The sequence below is a fragment of the Burkholderia sp. USMB20 genome (assembly GCF_000949135.2).
Lineage (GTDB): Bacteria > Pseudomonadota > Gammaproteobacteria > Burkholderiales > Burkholderiaceae > Burkholderia.
On sequence record NZ_JTAN02000015.1, the window covers coordinates 13,487 to 31,056 of the forward strand.

Annotated in this window: 14 protein-coding genes; 8 read left to right on the forward strand and 6 right to left on the reverse strand. The window is 66.6% G+C overall.

Annotation, left to right across the window (positions count from 1 at the left end; all coding sequences use genetic code 11):
* Window positions 1-82: 82 nt before the first annotated feature.
* A complete protein-coding gene (locus PL79_RS19250; RefSeq protein ID WP_044843667.1) occupies window positions 83-1,252 on the forward strand; it encodes an acyltransferase family protein in 1,170 nt (389 codons plus the stop codon).
* A gap of 182 nt (window positions 1,253-1,434) precedes the next feature.
* Here the strand turns inward: PL79_RS19250 and PL79_RS19255 are convergent, their stop codons facing one another.
* The 5 genes from PL79_RS19255 to PL79_RS19275 form a co-directional block, all read right to left on the reverse strand.
* Window positions 1,435-2,217, reverse strand: coding sequence for a peptidylprolyl isomerase (locus PL79_RS19255; RefSeq protein ID WP_044843666.1), 783 nt, complete (start codon window positions 2,215-2,217; stop codon window positions 1,435-1,437).
* An 18-nt stretch (window positions 2,218-2,235) separates the two neighbouring features.
* The gene (locus PL79_RS19260) at window positions 2,236-2,544 is read right to left on the reverse strand and encodes a BolA family protein (RefSeq protein WP_044843665.1); all 309 of its coding nucleotides are present in this window, start codon (window positions 2,542-2,544) and stop codon (window positions 2,236-2,238) included.
* Between the two features lies 1 nt (window position 2,545).
* Window positions 2,546-3,076, reverse strand: coding sequence for a septation protein A (locus PL79_RS19265; protein WP_006753406.1), 531 nt, complete (start codon window positions 3,074-3,076; stop codon window positions 2,546-2,548).
* 124 nt (window positions 3,077-3,200) lie between these two features.
* Window positions 3,201-3,632, reverse strand: a complete 432-nt coding sequence (msrB, locus tag PL79_RS19270; RefSeq protein ID WP_044843664.1) for a peptide-methionine (R)-S-oxide reductase MsrB — start codon at window positions 3,630-3,632, stop codon at window positions 3,201-3,203.
* Between the two features lie 47 nt (window positions 3,633-3,679).
* A complete protein-coding gene (locus PL79_RS19275; RefSeq protein WP_044843663.1) occupies window positions 3,680-5,248 on the reverse strand; it encodes a protein adenylyltransferase SelO in 1,569 nt (522 codons plus the stop codon).
* A gap of 164 nt (window positions 5,249-5,412) precedes the next feature.
* Here PL79_RS19275 and PL79_RS19280 point away from each other — a divergent pair, with 164 nt between their 5' ends.
* From PL79_RS19280 to PL79_RS19300, 5 genes are all read left to right on the forward strand, one after another.
* The gene (locus tag PL79_RS19280) at window positions 5,413-7,056 is read left to right on the forward strand and encodes a 3-(methylthio)propionyl-CoA ligase (RefSeq protein WP_044843662.1); all 1,644 of its coding nucleotides are present in this window, start codon (window positions 5,413-5,415) and stop codon (window positions 7,054-7,056) included.
* A 183-nt stretch (window positions 7,057-7,239) separates the two neighbouring features.
* A complete protein-coding gene (locus PL79_RS19285; RefSeq protein ID WP_044843661.1) occupies window positions 7,240-9,324 on the forward strand; it encodes a 3-hydroxyacyl-CoA dehydrogenase NAD-binding domain-containing protein in 2,085 nt (694 codons plus the stop codon).
* 43 nt (window positions 9,325-9,367) lie between these two features.
* Complete coding sequence (pncA, locus tag PL79_RS19290) at window positions 9,368-10,000, forward strand: bifunctional nicotinamidase/pyrazinamidase (RefSeq protein WP_044843660.1); 633 nt, start codon at window positions 9,368-9,370, stop codon at window positions 9,998-10,000.
* Between the two features lie 49 nt (window positions 10,001-10,049).
* Window positions 10,050-11,228, forward strand: coding sequence for an acetyl-CoA C-acyltransferase (locus tag PL79_RS19295; RefSeq protein ID WP_044843659.1), 1,179 nt, complete (start codon window positions 10,050-10,052; stop codon window positions 11,226-11,228).
* 318 nt (window positions 11,229-11,546) lie between these two features.
* Window positions 11,547-12,947 carry a sensor domain-containing diguanylate cyclase gene (locus tag PL79_RS19300; RefSeq protein WP_044843779.1) on the forward strand — a complete coding sequence of 467 codons (1,401 nt, stop codon included), beginning with the start codon at window positions 11,547-11,549 and terminating at the stop codon, window positions 12,945-12,947.
* A 133-nt stretch (window positions 12,948-13,080) separates the two neighbouring features.
* Here the strand turns inward: PL79_RS19300 and PL79_RS19305 are convergent, their stop codons facing one another.
* The gene (locus PL79_RS19305) at window positions 13,081-15,240 is read right to left on the reverse strand and encodes a hypothetical protein (protein ID WP_044843778.1); all 2,160 of its coding nucleotides are present in this window, start codon (window positions 15,238-15,240) and stop codon (window positions 13,081-13,083) included.
* 4 nt (window positions 15,241-15,244) lie between these two features.
* Here PL79_RS19305 and PL79_RS36180 point away from each other — a divergent pair, with 4 nt between their 5' ends.
* On the forward strand, window positions 15,245-15,394 hold the full coding sequence (locus PL79_RS36180; protein ID WP_193759857.1) for a hypothetical protein: 150 nt from the start codon (window positions 15,245-15,247) through the stop codon (window positions 15,392-15,394).
* A 706-nt stretch (window positions 15,395-16,100) separates the two neighbouring features.
* Entirely contained in the window at window positions 16,101-17,222 is a 1,122-nt protein-coding gene (locus PL79_RS19310; RefSeq protein WP_044843777.1) for a sensor histidine kinase, read from the forward strand.
* Window positions 17,223-17,570 lie beyond the last annotated feature (348 nt).

Sequence of the window (17,570 nt, forward strand, 5' to 3'; positions counted from 1 at the left end):
GCCAATCGCGTTTCAGTGATCCGGCACACGCAGCGGATCGTCCGCCCTTGCTACGGTGTCCGCGTCAACGGGAGTCATCGAAATGAATTCGGACAGCTACAGCGGCCGTGCAGGCGAGGCGCGCGCGCAACTGCACTCGATCCAGATCCTGCGGGCCGTTGCGGCGCTGCTGGTGGCGTTCTGGCATTTCGCCGCCGCGATGCCGCTCTATCACCCTGCGCCCGCATGGATCAACACGCGCAATTTCGCGGCGATCGGCAATGCGGGCGTCGACCTGTTCTTCGTGATCAGCGGCTTCATCATCTTGCATACGCATCGCCGCGATGCGGCCGGGTGGGCCGCGGCCGGCCGGTTCCTGAAGCGGCGGGTGCTGCGGATCTATCCGCTGTACTGGATGTGGACCACCGTGCTCGTGGCGATGTGGAGCGCGCATCTCGTGCTGAAGAGTCATCACGCGACGCTCCATTACCTGATCTGCTCGTACCTGTTGTGGCCGGCGGCGAATCCGGACGGTATCTGGCGGCCGTTTCTGGAGCAGGGCTGGACGCTCGGCTACGAGATCTACTTCTATTTCGCATTCGCCGTTGCGATCGCGCTCGGCTTGCGCCGCCTGCTGCTGCCGTTTCTCGCGTCCGCCTTCCTGACGGTCGGCGTGGCCTGCCACCTGCTCGGTGCGCCGACGTCGGTCACGATGCTGACCGGCGCGCAACTGATCGGCGAATTCCTGCTCGGCATCGTCGCGGCGATGGCGTATGCGGTCGTGCGCGATCGCTGGACGCCCGCCGCGATGCTGGCCGTCGGCCGGATGCTGGTCGTCGCGGGTGTGCTCGGGCTGCTCGGCGCGGCACTGGCCGGCGCGGACGGTGTCGGCAATCCGCCGATGGAGCTGTTCGTCGGTCATGCGCCGCGTGCGCTCGTCTACGGCGGTCCGGCGTTCCTGCTGGTGCTGGGCGCGGTGCTGATCGACCACGTGCGACCGGTCGCGGACAGCGCGCTGGTGTTGCTGGGCAACGCGTCGTATTCGATCTACCTGACGCACAACTTCGTCGTGGCGGCCGTCGCGACGGCGCTCAAGCACGGCGTGGGGCAGCAGGTCGGTGCGGACTGGATCGTCGCGGGCGGTCTCGCGCTCGTCGCCGTGGTTGGAGCAGGTGCGTATCGGCTGATCGAACAGCCGGTACTCGGCGTGCTCGCGAGAACGTTCGCAACCGACCGGGCGCGTGCGCAATCGGCAGCGCCGGCGAAGGCGTAGCGCGATGTGCATGCGCTGGCGCTGACGTCGGGATCGGCGCGAGTGCGAGTGCCGGCACGGACCGGCGATCGCGACACGAGCGACGATGGCAACGCGTTGGTTGCGCGTCGGCGCGCACCGCAAGCGCACATGAAAAAGGCCGCTCCAGGGAGCGGCCTTCGCGTGGGCGATCGTCGCCGACGTTACTGGATCTTCGCCTGCTGGCGCAGGCCTTCCTCGAACGCCTGCAGCTTCTGCTGCACGAGCTGCTGCGCGATCTGCGCCTTCACCTGGTCGAACGGCGGCGGGGCGATGTCGCGGACGTCGTCGACACGGATGATGTGCCAGCCGAACTGCGTCTTCACCGGCGCGTCGGTCATCTGGCCTTTCTGCAGCTTCTGCGCCGCGGCCGCGAATTCCGGCACGTACGCCTTCGGGTCGGACCAGTCGAGGTCGCCGCCGTTCTTGCCCGAGCCCGGATCCTTCGAGTATTGCTTCGCCAGGTCCTCGAACTTCGCGCCACCCTTGATCTTCGCGATCAGGTCCTTCGCCTGCTGCTCGCTGTCGACGAGGATGTGGTGCAGGTGATACTCGCGGTTGCCGCCGGCACCCTTCACGAGGTCGTCATAACGCGCCTTCACTTCCGCGTCGGTCGGCTGGTTCTTCTTCAGGAAGCTCTCGATCATCGAGCGCAGCACGACCGTCTGCTGCGCGACGGCGACCTGCGCCTTCACGTCCGGGCGGTTCGGGATGCCTTCGCGGATCGCTTCCTGCATCAGGATTTCGCGGTTCACGAGTTCCTGGCGCACGGCCTGCTGCAGTTGCGGGCTGTCGGTCTGGCCTTGCTGGACGAGCTGCGCGACCATCGCATCGGCGCGCGACTTCGGAATCGGCGTGCCGTTGACGACGGCGATGTTCTGGGCGAATGCCGGTGCCGCTGCAAAAGCAGCCGCCGCGACCCACAGGCGGGGGGATTTCAGGATCATCGGGAATTCCTGTTGAGACTAGATTGAAGATTCGTTGAATTCTTCGGGCGTGTAAGCCACGATCGCGAGCGCGTGAATGCCGCGCTGCATCGCATCAGCGAGCGCATCATACACCAGCCGGTGCCGCGCGACGCGCGGCTTGCCCGCGAACGCGGCCGACACGATCGTGACCGTGAAGTGGCCGCCGGCAGCGGCGCCGGCGTGGCCCGCGTGCTGCGCGCTGTCGTCGCGCACCGCGAGCGACAGCGGCGCGAGCGCGGCGGTGAGGCGCGCTTCGATCAGCGCGATGCGTTCGTCGGGCGAGGCGTTGAGGAAAGCGTCGGTCATGTCATTCGTCCTTCAGGTACTTCGTGAGCCACAGGCTCTGCAGGATGATGAACACGACCATCGCGCCCGTCGTGCCGAACAGCTTGAAGTTCACCCACTGCGATTCGGTGTAGTTGTGCACCACGTACAGGTTCGCGACGCCGAGCACCGCGAAGAACAGCGCCCACGCGACGTTCAGCTTGTCCCACACGGGGTGCGGCAGCGTGAGCTGCTTGCCCATCATCTTCTCGATCAGGTTGTTGCCGAACGCATAGCGCGCGGCGAGCAGCCCGATCGCAAACAGCCAGTACAGCACAGTCGGTTTCCATTGAATGAATTTCTCGTCATGCAGGACGAGGGTAGCGCCGCCGAACACGACGATCACGCCGAGACTGACCCACAGCATCGTGTCGACCTTCCGGTGCCGGAAGGCGACCCACGCGACCTGGGCCAGCGTCGCGACGATCGCGACGGCGGTGGCGGTGAAGATGCCCCAGACCTTGAAGGCGGCGAAAAACAGGATGATCGGAAACAGATCGAACAGGAATTTCATGGCGCTCGCAGCTGCGTGAAAGGCCGCATCGCGCGGCCTTTCACCGTTGTGGGGACCCGCCGGGCGCCACCGTCCGGGATCGGGGCAGCCGGCAAGGCTGTCCGACCGATCCGTCCGGTGCCGCTCATTCGTTTTCGGGTCGGGACTCGAAGTTTAACGCAGCCGAATTGATGCAGTACCGCAAACCGGTCTTGTCGCGCGGGCCGTCCTCGAACACGTGGCCGAGATGCGCGCCGCAATGGTTGCAGCGGACCTCGACGCGCACCATTCCGTGCGAGCGGTCGATCTTCTCGTCGATCACCTCGCCGTTGAGCGGCTTGAAGTAGCTGGGCCAGCCGCAGCCAGAATGGAACTTGGCGCCGGATTCGAACAGCGGCGTGCTGCAGACGACGCACTTGTAGATGCCGGCGTCCTCGGTGTCGGTGTATTCGCCGGTGAACGCGCGCTCGGTCGCCGCATGCTGCGTGACCTCGTACTGCATCGGCGTGAGCCGGCGGCGCAGTTCGGCGTCGTCCTTCTGGTACGGGAAGGTCTTGTCGTCGGAATCGTATGACATGGGGGAGTTCTCCTGATCGGTCGGTCGGGTCGGTCGGGTCGGTCGGGTCACGACGAGCAGCTCACTTCGAGCGACCCGGCCCAGTCGGGCGGCAATGCCGCATACGCTTCATGTTCCGGTTGTTCGTCGAACGGGCGGCGCAGCACCTGCGCGAGTCGTTCGACTTCGGAAAAATCCTTTTCCTTCGCGCGCCGGATCGCGACTTCGGCCAGATGGTTGCGCAGCACGTATTTCGGGTTCACGCGATTCATCGCGGCCGCGCGGGCCGCGTCGTCGCGCGTTTCCTCGGACAGCCGCGCGCGGTAGAGGTTCGCCCACGCGTCGAACGCGTCGCGATCGATGAACAGGTCGCGCACCGGCGCGTCGCGGCTCGCGTCGTGCTTCGAGATCTGCGCGAGGCGGCGGAACGTCAGCGTGAAGTCCGCATGGCTCGCGTGCATCGTTTCGAGCAGCTTGTTCGCGAGCTCGGCGTCGTTCTCGCGTTCGAGCTCGAGGCCGAGCTTCGCGCGCATCGCGCGCTCGAGCGCCGGGCCGAAGCGTTCCGGAAACTTCGCGAGCACGGCCTGCGCGTCGTCGACCGCGCGCTCGGCGCGCGCATCGTCGTCGGCGATGCCGTGCTGCAGCCCGATCAGCGGCAGCAGCGCCTGCGCGAGGCAGTAGCAGTTCCAGTGCGCGATGCGCGGCTGCATCCGGTACGCGTAGCGGCCGCTCGTGTCGGAGTGGTTGCAGATGTGGTTCGCGTCGAACGCGTCGACGAAGCCGAACGGGCCGTAGTCGATCGTCACGCCGAGGATCGACATGTTGTCGGTGTTCATCACGCCGTGACAGAAGCCGACCGCCTGCCACTGCGCGACGAGGTCGGCCGTGCGCAGCGTCGCGGCTTCGAGCAGCGCGAGGTACGGATCGTCGGCGTCGCGGCATGCGGGATAGAAGCGCTCGATCACGTGATCGGCGAGCTGGCGCAGCAGGTCCGGGCGATCGTTCGAGAAGAAGTGCTCGAAGTGGCCGAAGCGCACGAAGCTCTCCGACACGCGCGTGACGACGGCCGACGTCTCGATCTCCTCGCGCACCACCGGCTGGTCGGAGCCGATCACCGTGAGCGCGCGGGTGGTCGGAATGCCGAGGTGATGCATCGCTTCCGAGCACAGGAATTCGCGGATCGACGAACGCAGCACCGCGCGGCCGTCGCCCATCCGTGAATACGGCGTGCGGCCGCCGCCCTTGATCTGCAGTTCGTAGCGCCGGCCGTCGGTGCCGGCGAGTTCGCCGATCGTCAGCGCGCGGCCGTCGCCGAGCTGGCCGGCCCACACGCCGAACTGGTGGCCGGAATACACCGACGCGTACGGCATCGCGCTCGCGGGCCAGTCGCGCGTCGGGTTGCCGGCGAACAGCTCGGCGAATCCGGGTTGGGCGGCGAGCGACGCCGGCAGGCCGAGCAGGCGCGCGACTTCGTCGGAAAAGCCGACGACGTACGGCGCGGGCAGCGGTGCTGCCGGCAGCCGCGTATGAAACGCGTCGCCGAGTGCGACGAACGCGCCGACGGCCGGCGCGCCGAGCGTGGCGGCGAGGTCGGGGAGAGTGTCAGCCGTAGCGGCTGCGCTTCGGGAAAACGACATGTTGAGCGCCTCTGGGTAAGCCGATATTGTAAGGCGGCGCCGCGCCGCCCGCATGGCGGCCCGCGCGCCTTGCGCCAGGCCGGTCCGGGCCGTGGACGGGTTGCAGGCTGGCGCATCGCTTCGAGGCTAGTCACCGATTCGCGTCCTTCCGGGAGAACAAGACGATGGGTAAGCCGTTGCTGGGCCAGATGATGGACATGCCGTTGCTGGTGTCGTCGCTGATCGCGCATGCCGCGCGTTATGCGGGCGACACGGAGATCGTGTCGCGGCGCGTGGAAGGCGACCTGCATCGCTACACGTACCGCGACTGCGAGCAGCGCGCGAAGCGCCTCGCGCAGGCGCTCGCACGGCTCGGCGTGGAAGCTGGCGATCGTGTCGGCACGCTGGCCTGGAACGGCTACCGGCATCTGGAGGCGTACTACGGAATCGGCGGGATGGGCGCCGTGTGCCACACGATCAACCCGCGGCTCTTTCCCGAGCAGATCGCCTACATCGTCAACCACGCGGAAGACCGCTACGTCTTCTTCGACATCAATTTCGCGCCGCTCGTCGACGCGATCGCGCCGCAGTGCCCGCACGTGAAGGGCTGGATCGCGATGACGGATGCCGCGCACCTGCCGTCCGGCGCGACGCCGTACCTGTGCTACGAAACGCTCGTCGACGCCGAGGACGGCCGCTACGACTGGCCGCGCCTCGACGAACTGCAGGCGTCCGGCCTGTGCTACACGTCGGGCACGACCGGCAATCCGAAGGGCGTGCTGTATTCACATCGCTCGACGGTGCTGCACGCCTACGGCGCCGCGCTGCCCGACGCGATGAACCTGTCGGCGCTGGACGCGGTGTTGCCCGTCGTGCCGATGTTCCATGTGAACGCGTGGGGGCTGCCGTACGCGGTGCCGCTCACCGGCGGCAAGCTGGTGCTGCCCGGCAAGGACCTCGACGGCAAGTCGCTGTACGAACTGATGGAGGCCGAACGCGTGACGTTCTCCGCGGGCGTGCCGACCGTGTGGCTCGGGCTGCTGAACTACATGCGCGAGGCCGGCGTGCGCTTCTCGACGCTGAACCGCACGGTGATCGGCGGTTCGGCGTGCCCGCCCGCGATGCTGCGCACGTTCGAGGACGAATACGGCGTGCGCGTGATCCACGCGTGGGGAATGACCGAGCTGTCGCCGCTCGGCACGCTCGCGAAGCTCAACTGGGCGCAGTCGCAGCGGCCGCTCGACGTGCAGCGCCGGTTGCTGGAGAAGCAGGGGCGCGTGATCTGCGGTGTCGACATGCGCATCGTCGGCGACGACGGCCGCGAACTGCCGTGGGACGGCGTCGCGTTCGGCGAGTTGCAGGTGCGCGGGCCCTGGGTGATCGATCACTACTTCAAGGGCGATACGTCGCCGCTGTCGGACGGCTGGTTCCCGACCGGCGACGTCGCGACGATCGACCCCGACGGCTTCCTGCAGATCACCGACCGCAGCAAGGACGTGATCAAGTCCGGTGGCGAGTGGATCAGCTCGATCGACATCGAGAACGTCGCGATCGCGCACCCGGGCGTCGCCGAAGCCGCGTGTATCGCGTGCGCGCACCCGAAATGGACCGAGCGTCCGCTGCTCGTCGTGGTGCCGCGCGAGGGGGCGAACCTGACCCGCGACGCGCTGCTCGCGTTCTACGAAGGCAAGGTCGCGAAGTGGTGGGTGCCCGACGATGTCGTGTTCGTCGAATCGCTGCCGCACACCGCGACCGGCAAGCTGCAGAAGCTGAAGCTGCGCGAGACGTTCCGCGACTACGTGCTGCCGACGGCGCGCTGCGCACCGTAAGCCGCGGCCGCCGACGGCCCGCCGCGCGGTCGCCCGATCCGGCCCCCGGATCGGGAATAAAATCAAATTGAACGACCGTGCTTTTTCGTTGTATGCTGCCTCCGTTCGATCCGGACATGCGGCCGTTCGACCGCGCACAATGAAGCGCAGCCACCCCGGCGCGCGATGCATGGAGGCAGGCAGATGGCAGTGGATTACTCGACTCGCGACGGCGTGGCCGTCATCACGCTCAACAATCCGCCGGTCAACGGGCTCGGCCTGTCGACGCGCCAGGGCGTCATGGACGCGCTCGATCGTGCCGCGCAGGATCCGTCGGTCACGGCGATCGTGCTGACCGGCGCGGGCCGCGCGTTCTCGGGCGGCGCCGACATCACCGAATTCAATACCCCGAAGGCCCTGCAGGAGCCGACGCTGCACACCGTGATCCGCGCGGTGGAGGCGAGCGCGAAGCCGGTCGTCGCGGCGCTGCACAGCGTCGTGATGGGCGGCGGCCTCGAGCTCGCGCTCGGCGCGCACTATCGCGTCGCGGCGCCCGGTGCGCAGGTCGCGCTGCCCGAAGTGAAGCTCGGCCTGTTGCCGGGTGCGGGCGGCACGCAGCGCCTGCCACGTGCGGTGGGCCTCGAAACCGCGCTGAACATGATCGTGTCGGGCGCGCCGGTGCCGTCGGAGCAGCTCGCGAACAGCGGGCTGTTCGACGCGATGGCCGACGGCGACCTGCTCGACGCGGCCGTCGCGTTCGCGCGCAAGGCCGGCGCGCAGCAGGGGCCGCATCCGCGCGTGCGCGATCGCAGGATCGTCCACGACAATGCCGCGGGCTTCATCCAGTTCGCGCGCAATTCCGCGCGGGCCGCCGCGCCGAATTTCCCCGCGCCGCACAAGTGCATCGACGCGATCGAGGCCGGCGTGCTGAACGGCTTCGACAAGGGCAGCGTCGCCGAACGCGACGGTTTCGTCGCGCTGATGATGACGCCGGAAAGCCGCGCGCTGCGGCACGCGTTCTTCGGCGAGCGCGCGGCGAGCAAGATTCCCGACGTGCCGGCCGATACGCCGGTGCGCGAGATCCGCCGCGTCGGCGTGATCGGCGCGGGCACGATGGGCGGCGGGATCGCGATGAACTTCGTCAACGCGGGCCTGCCCGTCACGCTGCTCGAGACGAAGCAGGACGCGCTCGACCGCGGCCTCGCCACGATCCGCAAGAACTACGACGCGCAGGTGAAGAAGGGCAAGCTCACGCAGCAGAAGCTCGACGCGCGCATGGCGCTGATCACGCCGACGCTGTCCTACGACGACCTGAAGGACGCGGACCTGATCGTCGAGGCCGTGTTCGAGGAACTCGGCGTGAAGGAGCAGGTGTTCGGCCGGCTCGACGCGGTGGCGAAGCCCGGTGCGATCCTCGCGTCGAACACGTCGACGCTCGATGTCGACAAGATCGCCGCGTTCACGAAGCGTCCGCAGGACGTGGTCGGCATGCACTTCTTCAGCCCGGCCAACGTGATGAAGCTGCTCGAGGTCGTGCGCGGCGCACAGACCGCGAAGGACGTGCTCGCGACCGTGATGGCGGTCGCCAAGAAGATCCGCAAGACGGCGGTGGTGTCGGGCGTGTGCGACGGCTTCATCGGCAACCGGATGATCGAGCAGTACATCCGCCAGGCGCTCTTCATGCTCGAGGAAGGCGCGCTGCCCGCACAGGTCGATCGCGCGATCGAGACGTTCGGTTTCGCGATGGGCCCGTTCCGGATGAGCGACCTCGCCGGCAACGACATCGGCTGGGCGATCCGCAAGCGCCGCTACGTCGAGAAACCCGATCTGCACTACTCGAAGATCGCCGACCGCCTGTGCGAGCAGGGCCGTTTCGGCCAGAAGACGGGCGGCGGCTGGTACGACTACGTGCCGGGCGAGCGCAAGGCGAAGCCGTCGGCGCTCGTCGACGAGATGGTCGTCGCGTATTCGAAGGAGCGCGGCGTCGAGCGGCGCAAGATCGGCGACGACGAGATCGTCGAGCGGCTCGTGTTCGCGCTCGTCAACGAAGGCGCGAAGATCCTCGAGGAGAAGATTGCGTCGAAGGCGTCCGACATCGACATGGTCTATCTGACCGGTTACGGGTTCCCGCTGTGGCGGGGCGGCCCGATGCTGTATGCGGACATGGTCGGCCTCTACAACGTCGAGCGCGCGATCCGCCGCTATGCGGCCGCGCCGAACGGCGACGCGTGGCAGCTCGCGCCGTCGATCGTCGAGCTCGCCAGGGCCGGGCGCGGGTTCAACGGCTGACGGCCCGCGTGACCGCGCGGCCAGGCTTGCAAGGAGAAACGCAATGAAACGCACTGACGACGTGTTGCTCGTGATCGACGTGCAGTACGACTTCATGCCGGGCGGCGCACTCGCGGTGCCGGACGGCGACGCGGTCGTGCCGGTGATCAACGCGCTCGCGCAACGTTTCGACCAGGTCGTGCTGACGCAGGACTGGCACCCGCGCGAACACGTGTCGTTCGCGGCGAACCATCCCGGCCGCGAGCCGTTTTCCACGCTCGCGCTGCCGTACGGCGAGCAGGTGCTGTGGCCCGTGCACTGCGTGCAGGACACCGAGGGCGCGGCGCTGCATCGCGACCTCGACATTCCGCACGCGCGGCTCGTGATCCGCAAGGGCGGCGACGCGCAGGTCGACAGCTATTCCGCGTTCGTCGAAGCCGATCGCACGACGCGCACGGGGCTCGCCGGCTACCTGCGCGAGCTCGGCGCGAAGCGCGTGTGGTGCTGCGGGCTCGCGACCGACTATTGCGTCGCGTGGTCCGCGCTCGATGCGCGCGCGGCCGGCTTCGAGGCGGCCGTGATCAACGACGCATGCCGTGCGATCGACCTGAACGGGTCGCTCGCGCACGCATGGCAACAGATGCAGGCGGCGGGCGTCGCACATGTGACGTCCGCGGGCGCGCGCCCGACGGCGTAGCGCATTCCTATCCGATTCAGGACATGAAGCAGGACCGAAGGAGACTCGCATGACCGAAGCCGTAATCGTATCGACCGCACGCACGCCGCTCGCGAAATCGTGGCGCGGCGCATTCAACATGACGCACGGCGCGACGCTCGGCGGCCACGTGGTCGCGGCCGCGCTCGAACGCGCGAAGCTGGACCCCGCGCGCATCGAGGACGTGATCATGGGCTGCGCGAACCCCGAAGGCGCGACCGGCGCGAACATCGCGCGGCAGATCGCGCTGCGCGCCGGGCTGCCGGTGAGCGTGCCGGGGATGACGGTGAACCGTTTCTGCTCGTCCGGGCTGCAGACCATCGCGCTCGCCGCACAGCGGATCATCGCGGGCGAGGGCGACGTGTATGTCGCGGGCGGCGTCGAATCGATCTCGTGCGTGCAGAACGAGATGAACCGGCACATGATCCAGGAGGGCTGGCTCGTCGAGCACAAGCCGGAGATCTACTGGAACATGCTCCAGACGGCCGAGAACGTCGCAAAGCGCTACGGGATCGCGAAGGAGCGGCAGGACGAGTACGGTGTGCGCTCGCAGCTGCGCGCCGCGGCCGCGCAGGAAGCCGGGCGCTTCAACGACGAGATCGTGCCGATCACCGTGCGGGCAGGCATCGCCGACAAGGCGACGGGCCGGCTGTTCACGCAGGACGTGACGGTGTCGGCCGACGAGGGCATCCGGCCCGACACGACGCTCGAGGGCGTAGCGAAGATCCGTTCGGCCGTGCCGGGCGGCGTGATCACCGCGGGCAACGCGAGCCAGTTTTCGGACGGCGCGTCGGCGTGCATGGTGATGAACGCGGATGTCGCGCAGCGCGAAGGGCTGCAGCCGCTCGGCGTGTTCCGCGGTTTCGCGGTCGCCGGTTGCGAGCCGGACGAGATGGGCATCGGCCCGGTGTTCGCGGTGCCGAAGCTGCTGAAGCAGGCGGGGCTGACGGTCGACGACATCGGCCTGTGGGAGCTCAACGAAGCGTTCGCGGTGCAAGTGCTGTACTGCCGCGACACGCTCGGGATTCCTGACGACCGCCTGAACGTGAACGGCGGCGCGATCGCGGTCGGCCATCCGTACGGCGTGTCGGGTGCGCGCCTGACCGGCCATGCGCTGATCGAAGGCAAGCGGCGCGGCGTGAAATACGCGGTCGTCACGATGTGCATCGGCGGCGGGCAGGGGGCTGCCGGCCTGTTCGAAATCGTCTGATATTTGTGCGCAGGAGGGGCGGCCGCGGCTTTCGGGGGACCGAAACCGCGGCCGCGATGCGAATCGGCGAAATCCGTGGGCGATTCGTAAGAAACAGGAAGCAAACGCCATGCATTCGATGCTGCCGTTTCCCCTTACTTGTCAAACGATTTGCCGCACCTATACTTGCTCTGACATTTGCCTTTCGGCGGGATGGGCCAACGCGTGCGTCGTACCGGCGCACGTGACGCGTTTCCGGTAGCCGGCGAAGACGATGCATCGCGCGTTTCCGGCACCGTGGGCGTTCGAACCACGCAGCAGACCGAAACGGGGACCAAATTGAGCACGACCTATGCAGCCGGGGAACCGCCGCGCGTCGTCAGCGCGGCCGCGAGGCTCTACGCGAAATGCCTGCTGGTCGGTTTTGCATTGCTGCCGGCCTATCTGATTGCCTATCTGTGGTTCTTCAGCGACCCGCACGTCGTGTTCGAGAACCACGCATTCCATGAAATCGCGATCGCGGCCGCGACCCTCGAAGGCGCGTTCGTCACCTACGTGACGTGGGTGTGCTACCGGTCGTCCGGCGAGCCGCTGCTGCGCTGGCTGACGCTCGGCTTTCTCGGCTTCGCGATGATCTACGCGCTGCACGGTCTGTTCACCGGGATGGCGCACCACAACATCTGGCTGTTCCTGCTGTACGGGCCCGCCTCGCGCCTCGTGATGTCGATCCTGCTGCTCACGGGCCTGCTGTCGTATTCGCAGCCGCCCGATCGAGCGGAGAAGCGTACGCGCGCGCGCACGTGGCTGCCGTGGGTCGTGTTGTTCGTGACCATCAACGTCGCGGTTGCGTACATCGCCTATTCGCCGGTCGCCGGCGCGCCGGGTACGCGGCTGTCGATGGAAGGCGGCGCGCTGGTGTTTTCGCTGCTGAACGTCGGCGTGCTGCTCGCGCGGCGCATCCGCTCGCCGCTGATGGTGATCTACGGCGTGTCGATCATGGCGTTCGCGCTGTCGTCGCTCGCGTTCATCCTCGGCAAGCCGTGGAATCACATGTGGTGGCTCGCGCATGCGATCTTCGCGGGCGGGTTCTTCCTGCTCAGCTACGGCGTCGTGCAGGCGCTGCAGACGACGCGCTCGTTCTCGGCGATCTACAGCCAGGAAGACCTAATGAGCCGGCTGTCGGAATCGATGGCGCGCACCGAGAGTGCGTTGCAGGAACTGCGCCGCACGAACCAGAAGCTCGAATACATGGCCGCGACCGATCCGATGACGGGCGCGTCCAACCGCCGCCAGTTCATCGCGCAGGTCGAGCGCGAGATCGTGCGCGCGGAACGCGACGGCACGCCGTTTTGCCTGCTCGCGCTCGATCTCGACAACTTCAAGAACATCAACGATGCATACGGGCATCAGATCGGCGACGAGGTGCTGCGCGGCGTCGTGCGCCAGTGTCTCGAGGCGATACGTCCGGCCGGTGCGCTCGCGCGAGTCGGCGGCGAGGAGTTCATGGCGCTGTTGCCCGAGATGCCGCTCGAGGGTGCTCGCATGACGGCCGAGCGCGTGCGTTCGTCGATCGCGAGTTCGCCGTTCGGGCTGGATTTCAAGCGCGTGCAGGTGACGGTCAGTGTCGGCGTCGCGCAGTATGGGGTCGACGGCGGGACGGTCGATGCGTTGTTGCGCGCGGTCGATGAACGCTTGTATCAGGCGAAGCGGGACGGGCGCAATCGCGTGGTCGCGCACTGACGGACGAGCGCCGCGCATCCGGCGGCGTGGTGTGCTCGGATGCAGCGCAATGGCGGCGCGATGCGATGTCCGCGCGGTTTGCGTCCGGCCTGAATGAAGCCCCGTACGCGAATGTGCGTGCGGGGCTTTCGTTTCATTGGTGCATCGTCTGGCGAGCCGCGATGGCCGCCGCCTGCTGTGGCTGCGCATCCTTCATCCGCTCCATCGCCTGCCACCAGTACTTGCCGGTCCGCAGTTGCGGATCACGAATCGCGAGATACGTCGTACTCCACAGCTGCGCCGCATTGGCCTCGGTCGCGTCCGCGCTGCGCGTGCCGAACGCGTCGGTCTGATACCGGCCGTTCACGTACGACCACGTCCACATCTCCGACGTGCGCATGTCGCGCCCGTTCGAGATCACTTGCCAGATCGTCTGCCGTGCCTGCGTCAGCAGCGCGCGTGTCGTGTCCGACAGATCCTGGCGCGCGAGTTGCCGATCGAGCCCGGCGACCCACATCGCCTGCTGCCACGACCAGATCACGGTGCCGTGATACGCGGAACTCGTGAACTTCGGCCACAGTGCCTGGCTCGCATACGCCGGATTCGCGATCAGCATCCCGACATCGGTGACGAGCCCGGTCGGGAAGGGCCGCGTGACGTCGGCGACGATGCGCTGGAGTTCGTCGTCCGGCGGCGTGCCGAACAGCAGCGCGAAGCCGCCGTCGGAATTCATCACCGGAACCGGCGTGCCCTGCTGGTCGAGCGACAACGCGTAGAACGTGAGCGGCGCGCCCGGCGCGGTGCCGGCCGGTACGCCGGCGGACGGCGCATACGCCGACACGTCGGTCGTCGCCTGTGCGGCCGGCACGCTCACCTGGAACAGCGGCGGCGCCTGCCGTTCCCACGTGGCCGCTTCGGCCGCCGTGTTCGCGAGTGCCGCGCGTTGCCCGGCGTCCAGGTACGGATCGAGCAGGCCGCGCGTGAGGAACGCGTTCGCCGCGCGCAGCGCGGCCGGCACGAGCACCGCGTTCACGTCGTACGGATAGACACCGCCGCCGAGCCCGTCGGTGCTGTCGCGCCAGTTGCCGACGATCTCGCCGGGCCGCAGGTGGATCAGGTTCGCAACCGACGGCTGCTGCGCGAACGGCTGCGCGGTCGCCGCGACGTTCAGCAGGTTGACGACGAGCCGGCTGCCATTGGTCTGACCGTCGCCGCCGCGCTGCGCGAGATAGGCGGTCGCGCGCGCCTGGCCGCGCGTGTCGTCGATCAGCCACGCCGCCGCGATCGGCGCGAGCAGGTAGTCGCTGTCGATCATCTTGTAGTCGTAGGTCGGCGTCGCATCGTTCGGCCGGCCGTGCTTCGCGTTGTCGACCAGTGCGAATTCGCCGATGCCTTCCTCGTGCGCGACCTTGCCGTCGTTCGACAGGCGGCTCAGTACCGACGTCAGGCCGGCCTCGATCGCCGCCGGTTCGAGCACCGGCATCAGCATGCGCACCGAAATCAGCGTGTCGCGGCCGAAATACGTGTCGTACTGCCACGAGCCGGCCAGCAGCTTGTCGTGGAAGCTCAGGAATTCGAGCACGTTCTGGCTGACCGGGTCGGGATTCGCGGACGGGGCGAGCAGGTCGGCGCGCGTGATCGGCGACATCGGCGTCTCGCCCGACAGCGCGTCGACATGCAGCTTCAGCGTGCGCGTACCGGCCGCCGCGCGCAGCACCAGCTTGCCGTCCGCGGCCGTCGCGATGCTGCCGCCGTCCCGCGGCGTGATGCGCAGTGCGTAGCCGGGGGCGCGGTCGAGCCGGTCGCGCTGCCATTGCGCGGCGCTGCCCTGGATCGTCGGGGCGGTGACGATCTCCGGCGGAATCGTCGCGCCGCCGTTGAAGTCGCGCAGGAAGCGCACGTTGCTGAGCACGCCCTGGCGGATCGTCAGCGTGTCGGTGTCGACCGACACGTCGGCGCCGATGCCGTACAGCGGGCGGCCGTGCGGGTCGGGTGCCGACAGTGCGGACGGTGGCGTGTCGAGGCTCCAGTTCACCGGCTGCGCGGTGTCGTCGAACCACAGCCCGGTGCCGCTGTTGCCGGCCGGAAACACGACAAGCAGACGCGGCTTCGTCGACGAGCGCACCAGCAGATGGGCCGCGACCTTGTCCTGCCGGTAGAACGCGTTGATCTGCCCGCCGGCGTCCATGCGGAACGACAGCGCGGCGCTGGAAGAGGGTGGCGGGTCGTTTGAACGGACGTCGTCGTCGTTGCAGGCGGCGAGCAGGCCGGCGCAGATGAATCCCAGACACAGCGATTTCGTGAAGCGATGCACGTTCATGACGACCCTCCTGACGACTGCGATTTTTTATCGAAATGCCCGGATGAGCGGACGGCTCGATCCGCTTCGTTCTGCGTCGCAGGCATTCGGAAAATGCCGGATTAATCGTGGTGTGATGCTTGCGGGGCGGATTGAACCGCTTTTTTAATCGGGGGAGCGATAAAGGCTGAATATGGAAAACGATAGCCCACACCACCCGTCACGAAACGGGTGAAGTCGATGGAGAACACTTTCGGTGGGAGAAGGATGAGGCTCTGTCGGTGCTGAAAAAGATCAGATGAAAGATGTTGTAGGGGATTCTAGATTTTCATGAAAGCCAAAGTCAATCATGCTCGATCAATTTCGATGTGTTTTATTTGATTTCCGTAATTATTACCCGGTGAGCCGGTAAAAGATGCAATTCCGTCGAAATGAATAATGAATCTGGATAACGACCGGTCGATTGATCCGAAATGGCGCTTCAAATCGAAGATTAATCGGCAATGCATGAAACGCATGGCGACTGCAATGTCGTCCGCCATGACCGTTGTGCGAAGGGATCGGTGGCGGGCGCGGCAATGGCCGATTCGAAAAACGCGAAGCGCAGGTCGTGAAAGTTGCTTTGATGGCCAGGCGTAGCCGCGCCTTTGACGGGTAACCACGAAGTTCGCGTTACCACGAGTTGTTGCACATTAGCGGTTGCGGCTTCGCGCGCTGGCCCGTCTTGGGGCCGGGCAAATCACCATACGATAGAGGGCACCTGACAACGGGTTTGCGCGCGGCTTGCCATGTAAGCGTCTTCGATCGTTGGTATTCGCGTGATCTCGTGCGGTATCACAGGAGCATCCACCGTTCATTTCGTTATGTGGGGCGACATGCGACTAGCTGATTTCATCGTGCGGAACATGGAGTCGATCCTGGTGCAGTGGGAAGCGTTTGCCGCCACGCTGTTACCGGCCGCAAAGGGCATGGACTCGTTCGCGCTACGCGACCATTCACGGCAGATCCTCGAGGCCGTGGCCAAGGACATCGGCACCCCGCAAACGCGGGACGAGCAACACGAAAAATCGCTCGGGCGCGCGCCCGAGCCGGTGAACGCCACGGAAACCGCCGCGCAGACGCATGCCGTGCTGCGCGCCCGAAGAGGCTTCAACATCAATCAGTTGGCGGCCGAGTATCGGGCGCTGCGTGCCAGTGTGTTGCGCCTGTGGATCGACGAGTGCCAGCCGGGGCTGCCTCACATGGACGACATGATTCGTTTCAACGAGGCGATCGATCAGGCGCTCGCGGAATCCGTCGCTTTCTTTACCGAGCAGGTCGAGCAGGCTCGCAACTTGTTGTTGGGCATGCTGGGTCACGACATGCGCACGCCGCTGCAGACCATTCAGATCACGGCGACTTATCTGGCGGCGCTCAATGCGGGAGAGGAAGTATCGGAGGCCGCGGCCCGGCTGATCAGAAGCGGGGGGCGCATGCAAGGCCTCCTTGACGATCTCTGCGATTTCAATCGAACCCAGCTCGGGCTGGGCATCAACGTTGTTCCGCGCAATGTCGATCTCGCACGTGTGCTCGCCAATGTGGTTGACGAACTGCGGGCGGCTCATCCGGATCGGGAAATCGAGGTCGACGTAAGCGGCGACCTCCGGGGGGACTGGGACGATCAGCGCATGCAGCAATTGCTGAGTAATTTGGTGAGCAACGCGATCAAGTATGGCGCGTCCAAAACGCCGGTGCGGGTGACGGCGGTATCGGCTGACAAGGAAGTGCTCATCGAGGTTGGGAATAGAGGGCCGGCGATGGACCGACTCACGCTGGAGCGCATTTTCGACCCCCTTCAGCGCGGAGCCGACCAATCGGCAAGTGCGAGTGACGATGTCGGGTTGGGGCTCGGCTTGTACATCGCCAGCGAAATCGCAAAGGCACATCACGGCCGTATTGACGCGCGGTCCGATCCGACGGAAACAGTATTCGAGGTGCGCCTGCCGAGAGGCGCGTGAACCGTGGTTCGCGATGGCGGCCAGCCATGCGGGGCTTACAACCGGGATGCGGAGGGCGATTCGCCGATCGCGAATGCGATTTCCTTTCCGGCAATCCCGTATCGATACCGTCAGCGCTTCTAGCCAGATGGGCGCATCTCAAGATGCCGTCCATTCGCGCCGGCAAGTTTGGTACGCTTGTCGGCTGCTTTCGCTAGCCGAATCGTGACGTCCGCAAGTGGCACGGTGAAAAAGCGGGTATCGTGGTTGGAGTCTTGAACTTGTACCGGCTTGGATACCCGCTTTTTCCCGGCAGGGCGCGATTTCGACGAACGTGAGCGAACGATGAACAGGCTGTGTGATACCCGG

What these genes read in the sequence shown, in the direction of transcription:
- PL79_RS19250 (WP_044843667.1), top strand. Translation starts at nt 83, where the DNA reads ATGAATTCGGACAGCTACAGCGGCCGTGCAGGCGAGGCGCGCGCGCAA.
- PL79_RS19255 (WP_044843666.1), bottom strand. Translation starts at nt 2,217, where the DNA reads ATGATCCTGAAATCCCCCCGCCTGTGGGTCGCGGCGGCTGCTTTTGCA.
- PL79_RS19260 (WP_044843665.1), bottom strand. Translation starts at nt 2,544, where the DNA reads ATGACCGACGCTTTCCTCAACGCCTCGCCCGACGAACGCATCGCGCTG.
- PL79_RS19265 (WP_006753406.1), bottom strand. Translation starts at nt 3,076, where the DNA reads ATGAAATTCCTGTTCGATCTGTTTCCGATCATCCTGTTTTTCGCCGCC.
- msrB (WP_044843664.1), bottom strand. Translation starts at nt 3,632, where the DNA reads ATGTCATACGATTCCGACGACAAGACCTTCCCGTACCAGAAGGACGAC.
- PL79_RS19275 (WP_044843663.1), bottom strand. Translation starts at nt 5,248, where the DNA reads ATGTCGTTTTCCCGAAGCGCAGCCGCTACGGCTGACACTCTCCCCGAC.
- PL79_RS19280 (WP_044843662.1), top strand. Translation starts at nt 5,413, where the DNA reads ATGGGTAAGCCGTTGCTGGGCCAGATGATGGACATGCCGTTGCTGGTG.
- PL79_RS19285 (WP_044843661.1), top strand. Translation starts at nt 7,240, where the DNA reads ATGGCAGTGGATTACTCGACTCGCGACGGCGTGGCCGTCATCACGCTC.
- pncA (WP_044843660.1), top strand. Translation starts at nt 9,368, where the DNA reads ATGAAACGCACTGACGACGTGTTGCTCGTGATCGACGTGCAGTACGAC.
- PL79_RS19295 (WP_044843659.1), top strand. Translation starts at nt 10,050, where the DNA reads ATGACCGAAGCCGTAATCGTATCGACCGCACGCACGCCGCTCGCGAAA.
- PL79_RS36180 (WP_193759857.1), top strand. Translation starts at nt 15,245, where the DNA reads ATGACGACCCTCCTGACGACTGCGATTTTTTATCGAAATGCCCGGATG.
- PL79_RS19310 (WP_044843777.1), top strand. Translation starts at nt 16,101, where the DNA reads ATGCGACTAGCTGATTTCATCGTGCGGAACATGGAGTCGATCCTGGTG.